The sequence below is a fragment of the Thalassospira xianhensis MCCC 1A02616 genome (assembly GCF_003326475.1).
Classification (GTDB): domain Bacteria; phylum Pseudomonadota; class Alphaproteobacteria; order Rhodospirillales; family Thalassospiraceae; genus Thalassospira; species Thalassospira xianhensis.
The window spans coordinates 1-15,748 of record NZ_JPWA01000056.1; the positions used below are offsets into that span (position 1 = coordinate 1).

At 55.6% G+C, this 15,748-nt stretch carries 11 protein-coding genes and 1 tRNA gene; all 12 read left to right on the forward strand.

Going from position 1 to position 15,748, the window contains the following annotated elements; all coding sequences use genetic code 11:
* Window positions 1-189: 189 nt before the first annotated feature.
* Window positions 190-265 (forward strand) — tRNA-Trp (locus TH5_RS24030).
* Between the two features lie 49 nt (window positions 266-314).
* Entirely contained in the window at window positions 315-512 is a 198-nt protein-coding gene (gene secE, locus TH5_RS24035) for a preprotein translocase subunit SecE (protein ID WP_007092435.1), read from the forward strand.
* Between the two features lie 3 nt (window positions 513-515).
* Window positions 516-1,046: a transcription termination/antitermination protein NusG gene (nusG, locus tag TH5_RS24040; protein ID WP_071240402.1), complete on the forward strand. Its 531-nt coding sequence runs from the start codon at window positions 516-518 to the stop codon at window positions 1,044-1,046.
* Between the two features lie 104 nt (window positions 1,047-1,150).
* On the forward strand, window positions 1,151-1,579 hold the full coding sequence (rplK, locus tag TH5_RS24045; protein ID WP_062952272.1) for a 50S ribosomal protein L11: 429 nt from the start codon (window positions 1,151-1,153) through the stop codon (window positions 1,577-1,579).
* A gap of 4 nt (window positions 1,580-1,583) precedes the next feature.
* Window positions 1,584-2,282: a 50S ribosomal protein L1 gene (gene rplA / locus TH5_RS24050; RefSeq protein ID WP_007092432.1), complete on the forward strand. Its 699-nt coding sequence runs from the start codon at window positions 1,584-1,586 to the stop codon at window positions 2,280-2,282.
* Between the two features lie 280 nt (window positions 2,283-2,562).
* Window positions 2,563-3,081, forward strand: a complete 519-nt coding sequence (gene rplJ / locus TH5_RS24055; RefSeq protein WP_037991699.1) for a 50S ribosomal protein L10 — start codon at window positions 2,563-2,565, stop codon at window positions 3,079-3,081.
* 46 nt (window positions 3,082-3,127) lie between these two features.
* Entirely contained in the window at window positions 3,128-3,505 is a 378-nt protein-coding gene (rplL, locus tag TH5_RS24060; protein WP_062952271.1) for a 50S ribosomal protein L7/L12, read from the forward strand.
* Between the two features lie 364 nt (window positions 3,506-3,869).
* A complete protein-coding gene (rpoB, locus tag TH5_RS24065; RefSeq protein ID WP_114123996.1) occupies window positions 3,870-8,036 on the forward strand; it encodes a DNA-directed RNA polymerase subunit beta in 4,167 nt (1,388 codons plus the stop codon).
* A 105-nt stretch (window positions 8,037-8,141) separates the two neighbouring features.
* Window positions 8,142-12,335: a DNA-directed RNA polymerase subunit beta' gene (gene rpoC, locus TH5_RS24070; protein ID WP_097050732.1), complete on the forward strand. Its 4,194-nt coding sequence runs from the start codon at window positions 8,142-8,144 to the stop codon at window positions 12,333-12,335.
* Between the two features lie 374 nt (window positions 12,336-12,709).
* Window positions 12,710-13,081, forward strand: coding sequence for a 30S ribosomal protein S12 (rpsL, locus tag TH5_RS24075; protein WP_007092427.1), 372 nt, complete (start codon window positions 12,710-12,712; stop codon window positions 13,079-13,081).
* 12 nt (window positions 13,082-13,093) lie between these two features.
* Entirely contained in the window at window positions 13,094-13,561 is a 468-nt protein-coding gene (gene rpsG / locus TH5_RS24080) for a 30S ribosomal protein S7 (protein WP_097050731.1), read from the forward strand.
* Between the two features lie 27 nt (window positions 13,562-13,588).
* A complete protein-coding gene (fusA, locus tag TH5_RS24085; protein WP_114123997.1) occupies window positions 13,589-15,670 on the forward strand; it encodes an elongation factor G in 2,082 nt (693 codons plus the stop codon).
* The last annotated feature ends 78 nt before the right edge of the window (window positions 15,671-15,748 follow it).

Here is a 15,748-nt window from a genome sequence, read left to right on the forward strand (position 1 = left end):
ATCCGTGAAGGCGGTCGTACCGTCGGCGCCGGTGTTGTTGCGAAAATCATCGAATAATTTTTGAAGATTTGCACCATTGGGTGCTTGATCTTTGATGTGCGGGCGGATATAAGCCGCCCGCACACCCTGCCGCCCGGGCAGGACTGTGTCGGAAAGACCTGAAGAAATTCAACTTTCTGATTACCTTGTAGGAGTGTAGCTCAGTTGGTAGAGCATCGGTCTCCAAAACCGAGGGCCGTGGGTTCGAGTCCCTCCGCTCCTGCCATTTACCCGGGTCTTGGAATTGAATTTTTGAAAGCGGTGTAACCCCGACAATGGCTAAAACGTCGCCGGCACAATTCGTACAGCAGGTTCGCACCGAGGCCAAAAAGGTCTCGTGGCCGTCCCGCAAGGAAACGACCGTTTCGACCATCATGGTTTTCGTCATGGTGGCTTTGGCGTCTGTTTTCTTTTTTGTTGTCGATCAGCTTCTCGCCTGGGGCGTTCAGTTGATCTTTGGTGTCGGGGGTTAAGTCATGGCGCATCGCTGGTACGTTTTGCACGTCCATTCGGGTTTTGAGAAAAAAGTCGCCCAGTCGATCCGCGAGCAGTCCATCAAGAAAGGTCTTGAGGGCGAAATCAAAGAGGTCCTGGTTCCGACGGAAGAAACTGTCGAGGTTCGTCGCGGTGCGAAGGTCAATGCCGAGCGGAAGTTTTTCCCCGGTTACGTGCTGCTGAATATGGACCTGACGGATGAGAGCTGGCATCTGGTCAAGAACACCGCCAAGGTCACCGATTTCCTTGGCAGCCGTGGCAAGCCGATGCCGATTTCCGAAAAGGAAGCCCAGCACATCCTGCATCAGGTGCAGGAAGGTGTCGAGCGTCCGAAGTCGACCATTTCGTTCGAGGTTGGCGAGGAAGTCCGTGTTTCCGACGGTCCGTTTGCATCGTTTAACGGTGTCGTCGAAGGGGTTGATGAAGAACGTTCGCGCCTTAAGGTGTCGGTTTCGATCTTCGGTCGTTCAACCCCGGTCGAGCTGGAATATACCCAGGTCGAAAAGCTCTGACGAGCTGATACAAGTGAAGTTTCTGTCTGCGTGATGCAGGCAGTTTTTAAAGCGCGGGAGGTCAGCCATGACCGTACCGCGCGCTTCTGTAATGAGGTACTCTAATGGCGAAGAAAATCGACGGCTATATCAAGCTGCAGATTCCCGCCGGCAAAGCCAACCCGTCGCCGCCCGTCGGCCCGGCTCTTGGTCAGCGCGGCGTGAATATCATGGAATTCTGCAAGGCGTTCAACGCAGCGACCCAGCAGATGGAACCCGGTATGCCGATTCCGGTCGTCATCACCGTTTATTCCGACCGTTCCTTCAGCTTTGTCACCAAAACCCCGCCGGCATCCTACTTCCTGAAAAAGGCAGCAGGCATTCCGAAAGGTTCCGGTACGACCGGTAAAGGTTACATCGGTAAAGTGACCAAAGCACAGGTCAAGGAAATCGCGGAAGCCAAAATGGCTGACCTCAACGCATTTGACGTTGAAGGCGCGATGGCGATGATCGAAGGTTCTGCCCGTGCTATGGGCCTCGAGGTTGTGGAGTAAGACGATGGCCAAGACTGGTAAGCGCCTTGCCCAGGCTTATGAGGGCATCGACCGTAACACCCAGTACGAACTGACCGCAGCGGTCAAGCTCGTCAAGGATGGTGCAAAAGCGAAATTCGACGAAACCGTTGAAATCGCAATGAACCTTGGTGTTGATCCGCGTCACGCAGACCAGATGGTCCGTGGTGTTGTTTCGCTTCCGCATGGTACCGGTAAAACCATGCGCGTCGCTGTCTTTGCGAAAGACGCCAAAGCAGAAGAAGCCCAGAAAGCTGGTGCGGACGCTGTTGGCGCCGAAGACCTGATGGAAGCAATGCAGAAAGGCGATCTGAACTATGATCGCGTTATTGCAACCCCGGACATGATGGCTGTTGTCGGTCGTCTCGGTAAGGTTCTGGGCCCGCGCGGCCTGATGCCGAACCCGAAACTCGGCACCGTGACCATGGATGTTGCCCAGGCTGTTTCCGATGCCAAGGCTGGCCAGGTTCAGTTCCGCGCTGAAAAGAATGGTATTGTCCATGCCGGTATCGGCAAGGCGTCCTTCAGCGAAGAACAGCTTGTTGAAAATGCCAAGGCATTCGTTTCTGCGATCGTCAAAGCAAAACCGACAGGCGCAAAAGGTGTATACCTGCAGCGCGCCGCCATCAGCTCGACCATGGGCGCTGGCGTGAAACTGTCGATTGCGGACATAGCATCGAAGTAATTCAAGAATTCTGACCGGTCGCATGCGGCCGGTCAGGACCGGAGAGGGTTGCAAGATCCTCTCTACCTGTCTGTCCCAGACTGCAGGTGAGCGGTATCTGCCGTTCTTAATCTCCTGCATAGGCAGAGGTTCCGGTTTTTAGTTTTCCCCGTAACGGGGCATCACAAAAGGCTTGGACATCTGGCAAACGGACGGGCGTCACAGACCGGTTCGAAAGGACTGGTCACGTCTGTGAACCCCCCATGGGGTTCAGGGCAATAAGCAATGTCGGAGACTTAAAGTGAACCGCGATGATAAAACACAGTTCGTAGCAGAAATGCGCGAAGTGTTCGAAGGTGCGGAAGGCGTTATCGTTACCCAGTACAAAGGGTTGACGGTTGCGGAAATCACCGCTCTTCGTGCGCAGATGCGTGATGCTGGTGCGGGCTTCAAGGTCACCAAAAACCGGCTTACGCGACTTGCTCTGGAAGGCACCAAATTTGCTGGTCTTGCAGACCACTTCACCGGCCCGACCGCGATCGCCTATTCGGCTGATCCTGCGTCGGTCGCGAAAGTGGCCTCAACGTTCGCAAAAGCCAATGACAAGCTCGTTCTTGTTGCTGGCGCCATCGGTGAACAGATTCTGGACGAACAGGGCGTTAAAGCTCTGGCAGAACTGCCGTCGCTGGACGAACTGCGCGCGAAACTGGTGGGTATGATCCAGACCCCGGCACAGCGTATCGCTACGCTGACCTCCAAGCCGGCGGCCCAGATTGCCCAGGTGCTGAAGGCATACGCCGAAAAAGGCGAAGCCGCGTAACCCAATTTACCAACTTATCCAAGTTCAAGCCTAGGAGTTTATACAAATGGCCGATCTTAAGGCACTCGTTGAAGAGCTTTCGAAGCTCACCGTTCTTGAAGCTGCAGAGCTTTCCAAACTTCTCGAAGAAGAGTGGGGCGTTTCCGCCGCTGCTCCGGTTGCTGTTGCTGCTGCTGGTGGCGCTGCTGCCGGTGCTGCTGCTGCAGAAGAAAAAACCGAATTCGACGTTATCCTGGCTTCTGCTGGTGACAAGAAAATCAACGTCATCAAAGAAGTTCGCGCAATCACCGGTCTTGGTCTGAAAGAAGCCAAAGACCTGGTCGAAGGCGCACCGAAAGCTGTTAAAGAAGGCGCGTCGAAAGACGAAGCCGAGTCGATCAAGAAGCAGCTTGAAGAAGCTGGCGCAACCGTCGAACTCAAGTAATCGACGGCTTCTTGCCAAGGTTTGGGTCGGCGGCCTTCGGGTCGCCGACCTATCCGTCTCTACGGTGCGGGCAATGGGTGTCCGGTCTGTCGGGACGCGAAAAGGAAATTTACGGTTGACGCTGCCAAAGGTAATCGTACATAACGTAAGGCCGTTTAGGTCAGAGGTTATCTTTGACGGCGTCGACAGCCGAGGGATCAGTGATCTCATTCATGTTGGATGTCACATAACATCCACGGTCATAATCAAGTGAACGCCCGCCCCGTACGGGGCTCGGGCGTCGTTGTGCTGTATGCTTTTTGCATAGTGGCACGGGGACGAACGAGTTACGACGGTGTGGGGAGGCGCGATTAAAGGAACGATGATGGATAAGTCCTTTACCGGTCGAAAGCGCATCCGCAAGAGCTTTGGACGGATCAGCGAAGTCGCTCCGCTCCCGAACCTGATTGAGGTTCAAAAGAATTCTTACGACAAGTTTTTGCAGACTGGTACCCCGCAGGAGCAGCGGGACGATGCCGGCCTCCAGGAAGTGTTCAAGAGCGTCTTTCCGATTAAAGATTTCTCAGAGCGCGCAACCCTCGAATTTGTGTCGTATGAGCTGGAGCAGCCCAAATACGATACCGAGGAGTGCCGTCAGCGTGGCATGACCTTTGCCGCGCCGCTGCGCGTGACACTGCGTCTGGTCGTCTGGGATATTGACGAAGATACCGGTGCACGTTCGATCCGCGATATCAAGGAACAGGACGTGTATATGGGCGACATGCCGCTCATGACCGAACACGGTACCTTTATCGTGAACGGCACCGAGCGTGTTATCGTCTCGCAGATGCACCGTTCGCCGGGCGTCTTCTTCGACCACGACAAGGGCAAAAGCCACAGCTCGGGCAAGTACCTGTTTGCTGCGCGCGTGATCCCGTATCGTGGTTCGTGGCTCGATTTCGAGTTCGACGCGAAAGACATCCTGTATGTCCGTATCGACCGTCGCCGCAAACTGCCGGCGACCACGCTGCTTATGGCTCTTGAAAATGAAGAGTCCCAGGCCCTGCGTGCACAGCGTGCCGAAGAAGGCCGCTCTGTCGATCCGTCGGAAATCGAAGGCCTGACGCCGGAAGAAATCCTCAACTATTACTATGAGTCGGCAGAATACCGCCGCACCAAGGATGGTTGGGTTACCGATTTCAATGCAGATCGCTATATCGGTCAGAAGCTGGTCTTTGACCTGCTTGACGCCGACAGCGGTGAAGTCGTTGCCGCCGCAGGCAGCAAGATCACCAAGCGTTCGGCTGCCAAGCTTGTCGAGCAGGGTGTCAAACACATCCTGGTGCCGGAAGAACAGCTTAGTGGCTGGTTCATGGCAGAAGACCAGATTGACGGCGAAACCGGTGAAATTCTTGCCGAAGCCGGCCACGAACTGACCGAAGGTGTGTTCGAGCAGCTGAAAGAATGGGGTGTCGACACCGTTCGTCTGCTGATGATCGATCACAACAATGTCGGTGCGTATCTGCGCAACACCATTGCATTGGACAAGAACAGCAACCGCGAAGAAGCCCTTGTGGACATCTATCGCGTCATGCGCCCTGGCGAACCGCCGACCATCGAGGGTGCGGAAGCCATGTTCAAAGGCCTGTTCTTTGATGCAGAGCGTTACGACCTCTCGGCTGTTGGCCGTGTGAAAATGAATGCGCGCCTTAATCTGGAATGCCCGGATACGGTTCGTGTTCTGCGTCGTGAAGACATTCTGGAAGTCGTCCGCGTTCTGATCGACCTGAAAGACGGTCGTGGCGAAATCGACGATATTGACCATCTTGGCAACCGTCGTCTGCGTTCGGTCGGCGAGCTGATGGAAAACCAGTTCCGTGTTGGCCTGCTGCGTATGGAACGTGCGATCCGCGAGCGTATGAGCTCGGTCGAGATCGACAACGTCATGCCGCATGACCTGATCAATGCGAAGCCGGTTGCGGCTGCTGTTCGTGAATTCTTCGGCTCTTCGCAGCTGTCGCAGTTCATGGACCAGACCAACCCGCTTTCGGAAATCACCCACAAGCGTCGTCTTTCGGCACTTGGACCGGGCGGTTTGACCCGTGAGCGTGCAGGCTTTGAAGTTCGTGACGTTCATCCGACCCACTATGGTCGTATCTGCCCGGTTGAAACGCCGGAAGGTCCGAACATTGGTCTGATCAACTCGCTGGCGACCTTTGCCCGCGTCAACCAGTACGGCTTCATCGAAAGCCCGTACCGCAAGGTTGTCGATGGCGTGGTTACCCCGGAAGTCATCTATCTCTCGGCCATCGAAGAAGGTCGCTATGTCATCGCACAGGCGAACGAACCGCTGACCAAGGAATTCGGCTTCGAAAACGAACTGATCAACACCCGTAAAGCCGGTGACCACTATATGGCCCGCTCCGAAGAGATCGACCTTATGGACGTCTCGCCGAAGCAGCTGGTATCGGTCGCATCCGCGCTCATTCCGTTCCTTGAGAACGATGACGCGAACCGCGCTCTGATGGGTTCGAACATGCAGCGTCAGGCGGTTCCGCTGATCCGCTCCGAGGCACCGTATGTCGGTACCGGTATGGAAGTTCCGGTGGCACGTGATTCGGGGGCAACCCTGATCGCACGCCGTGACGGTGTTGTTGAATCCGTTGACGCGACCCGTATGGTTATCCGCGCAACCGGTGACATCGCGGCATCGGAATCGGGTGTCGATATTTACACCCTGCTGAAATACCAGCGTTCCAACCAGGGCAGCTGCATCAACCAGCGTCCGCTGGTGAAGGTGGGCGATGTTGTCCAGAAGGGCGACATCATCTCGGATGGTCCGTGTACCGATATGGGAGAACTGGCTCTGGGTCGTAACGTGCTGGTCGCGTTTATGCCTTGGAACGGTTACAACTTCGAGGATTCCATCCTTCTGTCCGAGCGTATCGCACGTGATGACGTTTATACCTCGATCCATATCGAGGAATTCGAAGTCATGGCCCGCGATACCAAGCTGGGTCAGGAAGAGATCACCCGTGACATTCCGAACGTCGGTGAAGAAGCGCTCAAAAACCTCGACGAGGCGGGCATTGTTTACATCGGCGCGGAAATCAAACCGGGCGATATCCTTGTCGGTAAGGTGACGCCGAAGGGCGAAAGCCCGATGACGCCGGAAGAAAAACTTCTGCGCGCCATCTTCGGTGAAAAAGCATCCGACGTCCGTGATACGTCGCTGCGTGTCCCGCCGGGACAGTTCGGTACCGTTGTTGAAGTCCGCGTGTTCTCGCGTCGTGGCGTCGACAAGGACGAACGTGCCCTGGCAATCGAACGTTCCGAAATCGAACGTCTTGCAAAAGACCGTGATGACGAACGTGCGATCCTGGAACGCAACTTCTATGGTCGTCTGAAAAACCTGCTGCTTGGCCAGACCCTGGTCGACGGACCGAAAGGTCTGAATGGCGAGATCACCGAAGACGCCCTTTCGGGTGTTGCACGTGGTCTGTGGCGTCAGATTGCCGTTGCCGATGACAGTGTCATGTCCGACATCGAAGCCCTGAAGAAACAGTTCGAGGAATCGATCGCTGTTCTGCAGGCTCGTTTCGACGACAAGGTCGACAAGCTTCAGGCTGGTGACGAACTGCCGCCGGGCGTGATGAAGATGGTCAAAGTCTTTGTCGCGGTTAAGCGTAAAATGCAGCCGGGCGACAAGATGGCCGGCCGTCACGGGAACAAGGGTGTCGTATCGCGCATCATGCCGATGGAAGACATGCCGCACCTCGAAGACGGTACGCCTGTCGATATCGTTCTGAACCCGCTTGGTGTTCCGTCGCGTATGAACGTCGGCCAGATCCTTGAAACCCACCTTGGCTGGGCGTCACGTGGTCTGGGTGAGCAGATCGGCGAGCTTGTCGATGCTGTTGCCGATGGTCGTGCCGAGATGGACAGCCTGCGTGGCAAGCTCAATGAAGTGTACGAGGACGAGCAATACGTCACCGGCATTAAAGAGCTGAGCGATGGCGATGTCATCGAGCTTGGTAACAACCTGCGTCGTGGTGTGCCGATGGCAACCCCGGTCTTTGACGGTGCACGTGAGCCTGATGTGGTTCGCATGCTCGAAAAAGCAGGCCTTGATGGTTCTGGCCAGGTCGACCTTTATGATGGTCGTACCGGTGAGAAATTCCATCGCAAGGTGACCGTGGGCTACATCTACATGCTCAAGCTGCATCACCTGGTCGACGACAAGATCCATGCCCGTTCGATTGGTCCGTACTCGCTTGTTACCCAGCAGCCGCTGGGTGGTAAGGCACAGTTCGGTGGCCAGCGTTTCGGGGAGATGGAAGTGTGGGCACTCGAAGCTTACGGTGCTGCCTACACCCTCCAGGAAATGCTTACTGTCAAGTCGGACGATGTTTCGGGCCGTACCAAGGTCTATGAGGCGATCGTTCGTGGCGAAGACACCTTCGAGGCAGGCATTCCGGAATCCTTTAACGTTCTCGTTAAAGAACTTCGGTCGCTGGGTCTCAATGTCGAGCTCGAGCAAGACGACCTTTAATAGCTTGGCGGGCGGGTACCATTCGGGTATCCCGTCCGCCATTAAGCATCTTTCGGCCTGAAATTGGCGAAACCCGGCGAGACCGGGCATAGCGGGAGAGCCTTTATGAACGAGTTGATGAAGATCTTCGGGCAGCCGCAGGGCACCCAGAGCTTCGATCAGATCCGGATTCAGATCGCCAGCCCGGAGCGTATCCGCTCCTGGTCGTTCGGCGAGATCAAGAAACCGGAGACCATCAACTACCGGACCTTTAAACCGGAACGCGACGGCCTGTTCTGTGCGCGCATTTTTGGTCCGGTGAAGGATTACGAATGCTTGTGCGGCAAGTACAAGCGTATGAAATATCGCGGCATTATCTGTGAGAAATGCGGCGTCGAAGTGACTCTGGCCAAAGTACGTCGTGAACGTATGGGCCATATCGAACTGGCGGCACCGGTTGCCCATATCTGGTTCATGAAGTCGCTGCCGAGCCGTCTGGGTCTGCTGCTGGACATGACGCTCAAGGATCTTGAGCGCATTCTGTATTTCGAAAACTATGTGGTCATTGAGCCGGGCCTGACCCCGCTCAAGATGGGTGAGCTTCTTTCAGAAGATCAGTACATGACCGCACAGGAAGAGTATGGCGAAGACAGCTTCCGTGCCGGTATCGGCGCCGAAGCCATCCGCGACATGCTTGCTGCGATTGATCTTGATGACGAACGCGAAACCGCGAAAATCGACCTCAAGGAAACCAATTCCGAAGCCAAGCGCAAGAAGCTGGTCAAACGCCTGAAGCTGATCGAAGCTTTCCAGGAGTCCGGTGCGCGTCCGGAATGGATGATCCTTGAAGTTATTCCGGTCATTCCGCCAGAACTGCGTCCGCTGGTTCCGCTGGATGGCGGCCGTTTCGCAACGTCCGACCTGAACGACCTTTACCGTCGTGTGATCAACCGTAACAACCGTCTGAAGCGCCTGATCGAGCTTCGTGCGCCCGATATCATCGTGCGTAACGAAAAACGTATGCTTCAGGAATCGGTTGATGCGCTGTTTGACAACGGCCGTCGCGGTCGTCCGATCACCGGCGCCAACAAGCGTCCGCTCAAATCGATGTCGGACATGCTTAAAGGCAAGCAGGGCCGTTTCCGTCAGAACCTTCTGGGTAAACGCGTCGACTATTCCGGTCGTTCGGTTATTACCGTGGGTCCGAACCTGAAACTGCATCAGTGCGGTCTGCCGAAGAAAATGGCGCTCGAACTGTTCAAGCCGTTCGTTTATGCGAAGCTTGAGCTGTACGGGATGGCGACCACCATCAAGGCTGCAAAGCGCATGGTGGAAAAAGAGCGTGCCGAAGTCTGGGATATCCTTGAACAGGTTATCCGTGAACACCCGGTCATGCTTAACCGTGCACCGACCCTTCACCGTCTTGGTATCCAGGCTTTCGAGCCTACCCTGATTGAAGGTAAGGCAATCCAACTGCATCCGCTCGTCTGTACGGCTTTCAACGCCGACTTCGACGGTGACCAGATGGCCGTTCACGTGCCGCTGTCGCTTGAAGCGCAGCTTGAAGCACGTACCCTGATGATGTCGACCAACAACATCCTTTCGCCGGCTTCGGGTAAACCGATCATCGTGCCGTCGCAGGATATTGTCCTTGGTCTGTACTACATCTCGATGGAACGCGACGGTCAGCCGGGCGAGGGCATGTCCTTCGTCAATATCGCCGAAATCGAACAGGCTCTTGATGCCGGTGTTGTGACCCTGCATTCGAAAATCAATGCACGTTACAAAACCGTCGACGAGAATAACGAGCCGATCACCATCCGTGTTCAGACCACGGTTGGCCGCATGTTGCTGTCCGAACTGCTGCCGCGTCATCCGCGCATTCCGTTCGCGACCATCAACAAGCTGCTGACCAAGAAAGACGTCTCGAACGTTATCGACGTCGTCTATCGTCACTGTGGCCAGAAAGAGACCGTTATCTTTGCTGACCGCATGATGGGTCTTGGCTTTAACTGGGCATGCAAAGCCGGTATTTCGTTTGGCAAGGATGACATGATCATTCCGGAAGCCAAGGAAACCCTGGTTGGTGCGACCCATGACAAGGTCAAGGAATACGAGCAGCAGTATCAGGACGGCCTGATCACCCGCGGTGAGAAATACAACAAGGTCGTCGACGCCTGGTCGCAGTGCACCGATGACGTTTCCGAAGCGATGATGAAAGTCATCTCGGCAACGGCAGAAGGTGACAATGTGAACTCGGTTTACATGATGGCGCACTCCGGTGCCCGTGGTTCTGCCGCCCAGATGCGTCAGCTGGCTGCCATGCGTGGCCTGATGGCAAAGCCGGATGGCTCGATCATCGAGACCCCGATTATCTCGAACTTCAAAGAAGGCCTGACCGTGCAGGAGTACTTCAACTCCACCCACGGTGCCCGTAAAGGTCTGGCCGATACCGCACTGAAAACGGCGAACTCGGGTTACCTGACCCGTCGTCTCGTCGACGTCGCACAGGACAGCATCATCACCCAGCATGATTGCGGTACCGAACGCGGCCTCGACATTGCTGCGGTTGTCGATTCCGGCGAAGTTATCGAGACGCTGTCTGATCGTATCCTCGGTCGTTTCACCGCTGACGAGATTGTCAATCCGTCAACCGGCGAAATCATCGTTCCGAAGAACGAAATGGTTGTCGAAGATCACCTTGATCTGATCGAAAAAGCAGGCGTCGAAATGGCGCGTATCCGCTCGGTCCTGACCTGTGATGCCGAAACCGGCGTTTGCGGCCATTGCTATGGTCGTGACCTGGCACGCGGTACCACGGTTAACATTGGTGAAGCTGTCGGTGTTATTGCCGCACAGTCGATCGGTGAGCCGGGCACGCAGCTTACGATGCGTACGTTCCACATTGGTGGTGCGGCACAGCGTGGTGCGGAAGTTTCGGGTGTCGAAGCCAACTTCGATGCGACCGTCAAACTGAAGAACCGTGCGGTTGTTACGAATTCGAGCGGTGTCATGATCGTCATGGCGCGTAACCTCGAAATCCTGCTGATCGACAAAACCGGCCGTGAACGTGCGAAATACCGCGTCCCGTACGGTGCGAAACTGCTTGCTGATGACGGTGACCAGATCACGCGTGGCCAGAAACTGGCCGAGTGGGATCCGTACACCCTGCCGATCATCACCGAGAAAGAAGGTTATGTGAACTATGTCGACCTTCTCGAGAACGTAACCATTCGCGAAGTCTATGACGAAGCGACCGGTATCGCCTCGAAAACGGTTATCGACTGGAAGAGCATGCCGAAGGCATCCGACCTCAAGCCGCGCGTTACGCTGCGTAACGAAAACGGCGAGGTCATCAACCTGGAAAACGGTCTTGAAGCCCGTTACTTCCTGTCGGTTGATGCCATTCTCTCGGTCGAGAACGGTCAGAAAGTCAACGCCGGTGACGTGCTTGCACGTATTCCGCGCGAAGGCTCGAAAACCCGTGACATCACCGGTGGTCTGCCGCGTGTGGCTGAATTGTTCGAGGCGCGCAAGCCGAAGGACCACGCCATCATCGCCGACATCGCCGGTCGTGTTGAGTTCGGCAAGGACTACAAGAACAAGCGTCGCGTGATCGTTCATCCGCTTGAGGATAGCGGTCTGACCGAACCGGTCGAATACCTGATCCCGAAAGGCAAGCACCTTGCCGTTCAGGAAGGGGACTTCGTCGAGAAGGGCGATCAGCTGCTTGATGGTTCGCCGGTTCCGCACGATATCCTGCGCGTTATGGGCGTCCCGGCACTGGCCGACTACCTGGTCAACGAAATCCAGGAAGTCTACCGTTTGCAGGGCGTGAAGATTAACGACAAACACATCGAAGTCATCGTTCGTCAGATGCTTCAGAAAGTGGAAGTTACCAAAACCGGTGACACCACGCTTCTGGTTGGCGAAATCATCGACCGTGTCGATTTCGATGCCGAAAACGAACGTGCCGTTAAAGAAGGCGGCGAACTGGCCGAAGCTGCACCGGTCCTTCAGGGGATCACCAAGGCATCGCTCCAGACGCATTCCTTCATCTCGGCCGCGTCGTTCCAGGAAACCACGCGCGTTCTTACCGAAGCAGCCGTATCGGGCAAAACCGATACCCTGATCGGTCTAAAAGAAAACGTGATCGTGGGTCGTCTGATCCCGGCAGGTACCGGTGCGGTGATGAACCGCTTCCGTGCACTGGCCGCCGAACGCGACAAGAATGTACAGATCGAGGCAGAAGAGGAAATCGGCGACAATTTCGGCCCGCAGGCCGATGCCGAGTCCCCGTCATTGCCAGCCGGCGAGTAATATCGCCGCGCAAGCTTGTTAAAGAATCAGAGGCGAACCGGGAATTATCTATCGATGCACCGGTTCGCCTCGGCGTTTGAAGCGCCAACTCGAAGGCCCACAGGGTTTTGCTTGACGCGAAATGGGGCCGTCACTAGTATGCGCCCACCGAATCTCGGGGGGTGTAGCTGTGTCGGTGCCAAATTGCTTGGCAACGGGCGGTTTTGCCCCCCGTCGCTTGAGTGCGACTCTAACGGCCGTCGAGGGCAGGGTGATCCTGCGTAATGGGCGGTCCGTATTTGCGTTTGCAGGATTTGCAAAGGCATGCGGTCGTTCGTCGTGCGTCGATAGAGCAGCGCCCTTGTGGCGTCCGTTAAAGTACAAAGGGAAAGTTAATGCCCACTATTAACCAGTTGATCCGCAAATCGCGGACTCCGCGCACCCAGCGCGACATGGTTCCGGCACTGGAAGCCTGCCCGCAGAAACGCGGCGTATGCACCCGTGTCTACACCACGACCCCGAAGAAGCCGAACTCGGCACTTCGTAAGGTTGCTCGTGTCCGTTTGACCAACGGCTACGAAGTCACCAGCTATATTCCGGGTGAAGGTCACAACCTGCAGGAACACTCTGTCGTCATGATCCGTGGCGGCCGCGTAAAGGATTTGCCGGGTGTGCGTTACCACATCATTCGCGGTACCCTCGATACGCAGGGTGTCAAAGACCGTAAACAGCGTCGTTCGAAATACGGCGCGAAACGCCCGAAATAAGGAGCAGCTCAGATGTCACGTCGTCACGCTGCTGAAAAGCGCGAAGTTTTGCCTGACGCCAAATATGGCGATAAGGTTCTGACCAAATTCATGAACGGCCTTATGCTCGACGGTAAGAAATCCGCCGCAGAAAAGATCGTTTATGGTGCACTGGAAGTTATGGAAAGCAAGGGTGCCGATCCGGTTGCCCAGTTCCATGAAGCCATGGACAACGTCAAGCCGAACGTCGAAGTGCGTTCGCGCCGTGTTGGTGGTGCTACTTACCAGGTTCCGGTTGAAGTTCGTTCCGAGCGCCGTCAGGCACTGGCCATTCGCTGGCTGGTTGACGCTGCTCGCAAGCGTTCCGAAACGACCATGGTCGGTCGTCTCGCCGGTGAACTGATGGACGCAGCCAACAACCGTGGCTCGGCCGTCAAGAAGCGCGAAGACACCCATCGTATGGCCGAAGCCAACAAGGCTTTCGCTCATTACCGCTGGTAATTCAGACCTCAAGATCAAGAGTCGATTATGGTACAACGTACTCCGATCTCTCGGTATCGCAACATCGGCATCATGGCTCACATCGATGCTGGTAAAACGACGACCACCGAGCGAATTCTATTCTACACCGGCAAGTCCTATAAAATCGGCGAAGTCCACGACGGCGCCGCAACCATGGACTGGATGGAACAGGAACAGGAACGCGGCATTACGATTACGTCTGCTGCGACGACCTGCTTCTGGAAAGACAACCGCATCAACATCATCGATACCCCGGGCCACGTTGACTTCACGATTGAAGTTGAACGTTCGCTCCGCGTTCTCGATGGTGCATGCGCTGTTTTCGATGCCGTTTCCGGTGTTGAACCGCAGACCGAAACCGTATGGCGCCAGGCTGACAAGTACAACGTTCCGCGTATGTGCTTTGTTAACAAAATGGACCGTACCGGTGCGGACTTCTTCCGCTGCGTCAAGATGATCAAAGACCGTCTCGGTGCCAACGCAGCTGTCATGCAGCTGCCGATCGGTTCCGAAATGGAATTCGAAGGCGTTGTCGACCTGGTGAAAAACCAGGAAATCGTCTGGAAAGACGAAAGCCTCGGCGCTGAATTCGAATATCGCGACATCCGCGATTCGCTCAAAGACCAGGCTGAAGAGTACCGTGAAGCTCTGATCGAACAGGCTGTTGAGTGTGACGAAGCTGCCATGGAAGCTTACCTCGAAGGCGAAATGCCGTCCGAGGAAGTTCTCAAGAAGTGCATCCGTAAAGGTACGCTGAAAGGCGAACTGGTTCCGGTCCTTCTGGGTACTGCGTTCAAGAACAAAGGCGTGCAGCCGCTTCTTGATGCCGTCATCGATTACATGCCGGCTCCGGACGACATCGAAGACGTGCGCGGCATCAAGCCGGGCACCGAAGACGAGCCGGACTCACGTCCGCTGAACGACGAAGCACCGTTCTCCGGTCTTGCATTCAAGATCATGAGCGACCCGTTCGTTGGCTCCCTGACCTTCGTTCGTATTTATTCCGGTATGCTTGAAGCCGGTTCTTACGTTCTGAACTCTGTCAAAGAGAAGAAAGAACGTATCGGCCGTATGCTGCTTATGCATTCAAACAACCGCGAAGAAATCAAATACGCTTGCTCGGGCGACATCGTTGCTCTGGTCGGTCTGAAGGATACCACCACCGGTGATACCCTTTGCGACACTGCCAAGCCGATCATCCTTGAGCGTATGGAATTCCCGGATCCGGTTATCGAAATCGCTGTAGAGCCGAAATCGAAAGCCGACCAGGAGAAAATGGGTCTCGCCCTTGCACGTCTTGCACAGGAAGATCCGTCGTTCCGCGTTAAAACCGACCACGAATCCGGCCAGACCATCATTTCCGGTATGGGCGAGCTTCACCTCGACATCATCGTCGACCGCATGAAGCGTGAATTCAAAGTCGAAGCAAACGTCGGCGCGCCGCAGGTTGCTTATCGTGAGACGATTTCCCAGGAAGTCGACATCGATTACACCCACAAGAAACAGTCGGGTGGTTCGGGTCAGTTCGCACGTATCAAGTTGACCTTCACCCCGGGTGAACCGGGCAGCGGGTTCTCCTTCAAGGACACCGTCGTTGGCGGTAACGTTCCGAAGGAATACATTCCGGGCGTTCAGAAAGGTCTTGAAACCTCGCTTAACAGCGGTGTGATCGCCGGGTTCCCGGTCACCGACTTCTCGGTCACCCTGACCGACGGTGCATACCACGACGTTGACTCGAGCGTGATGGCCTTCGAAATCGCAGCTCGTGCCGCATTCCGTGAAGGTCTCGCAAAAGCTCGTCCGAAGCTTCTTGAGCCGATCATGAGTGTCGAAGTTGTGACGCCGGAAGAATACATGGGCGACATCATTGGTGACCTTAACAGTCGCCGTGGTCAGGTCCGTGACATGGATTCCCGTGGTATTGCACGCGTTGTTAGCGCGTTTGTCCCGCTGGCGAACATGTTCGGTTACGTCAATACGCTGCGTTCCATGTCCCAGGGCCGTGCCCAGTTCGTGATGCAGTTCGATCATTACGCCGACGTCCCGCAGGCAGTTGCGGACGAAGTCAAGGCCAAGTCGGCCGGCTAAGGCGAAGCCAGAATAAACGGAGTTAGAAATGGCTAAAGAAAAATTTGCCCGTACAAAACCGCACGTGAACGTTGGCAC

Excerpts from the sequence above, each read along its gene's own strand:
- fusA (WP_114123997.1), top strand. The coding sequence starts at position 13,589 with ATGGTACAACGTACTCCGATCTCTCGGTATCGCAACATCGGCATCATG.
- nusG (WP_071240402.1), top strand. The coding sequence starts at position 516 with ATGGCGCATCGCTGGTACGTTTTGCACGTCCATTCGGGTTTTGAGAAA.
- rpoB (WP_114123996.1), top strand. The coding sequence starts at position 3,870 with ATGGATAAGTCCTTTACCGGTCGAAAGCGCATCCGCAAGAGCTTTGGA.
- rplA (WP_007092432.1), top strand. The coding sequence starts at position 1,584 with ATGGCCAAGACTGGTAAGCGCCTTGCCCAGGCTTATGAGGGCATCGAC.
- rpsG (WP_097050731.1), top strand. The coding sequence starts at position 13,094 with ATGTCACGTCGTCACGCTGCTGAAAAGCGCGAAGTTTTGCCTGACGCC.
- rpsL (WP_007092427.1), top strand. The coding sequence starts at position 12,710 with ATGCCCACTATTAACCAGTTGATCCGCAAATCGCGGACTCCGCGCACC.
- rplK (WP_062952272.1), top strand. The coding sequence starts at position 1,151 with ATGGCGAAGAAAATCGACGGCTATATCAAGCTGCAGATTCCCGCCGGC.
- rpoC (WP_097050732.1), top strand. The coding sequence starts at position 8,142 with ATGAACGAGTTGATGAAGATCTTCGGGCAGCCGCAGGGCACCCAGAGC.
- secE (WP_007092435.1), top strand. The coding sequence starts at position 315 with ATGGCTAAAACGTCGCCGGCACAATTCGTACAGCAGGTTCGCACCGAG.
- rplL (WP_062952271.1), top strand. The coding sequence starts at position 3,128 with ATGGCCGATCTTAAGGCACTCGTTGAAGAGCTTTCGAAGCTCACCGTT.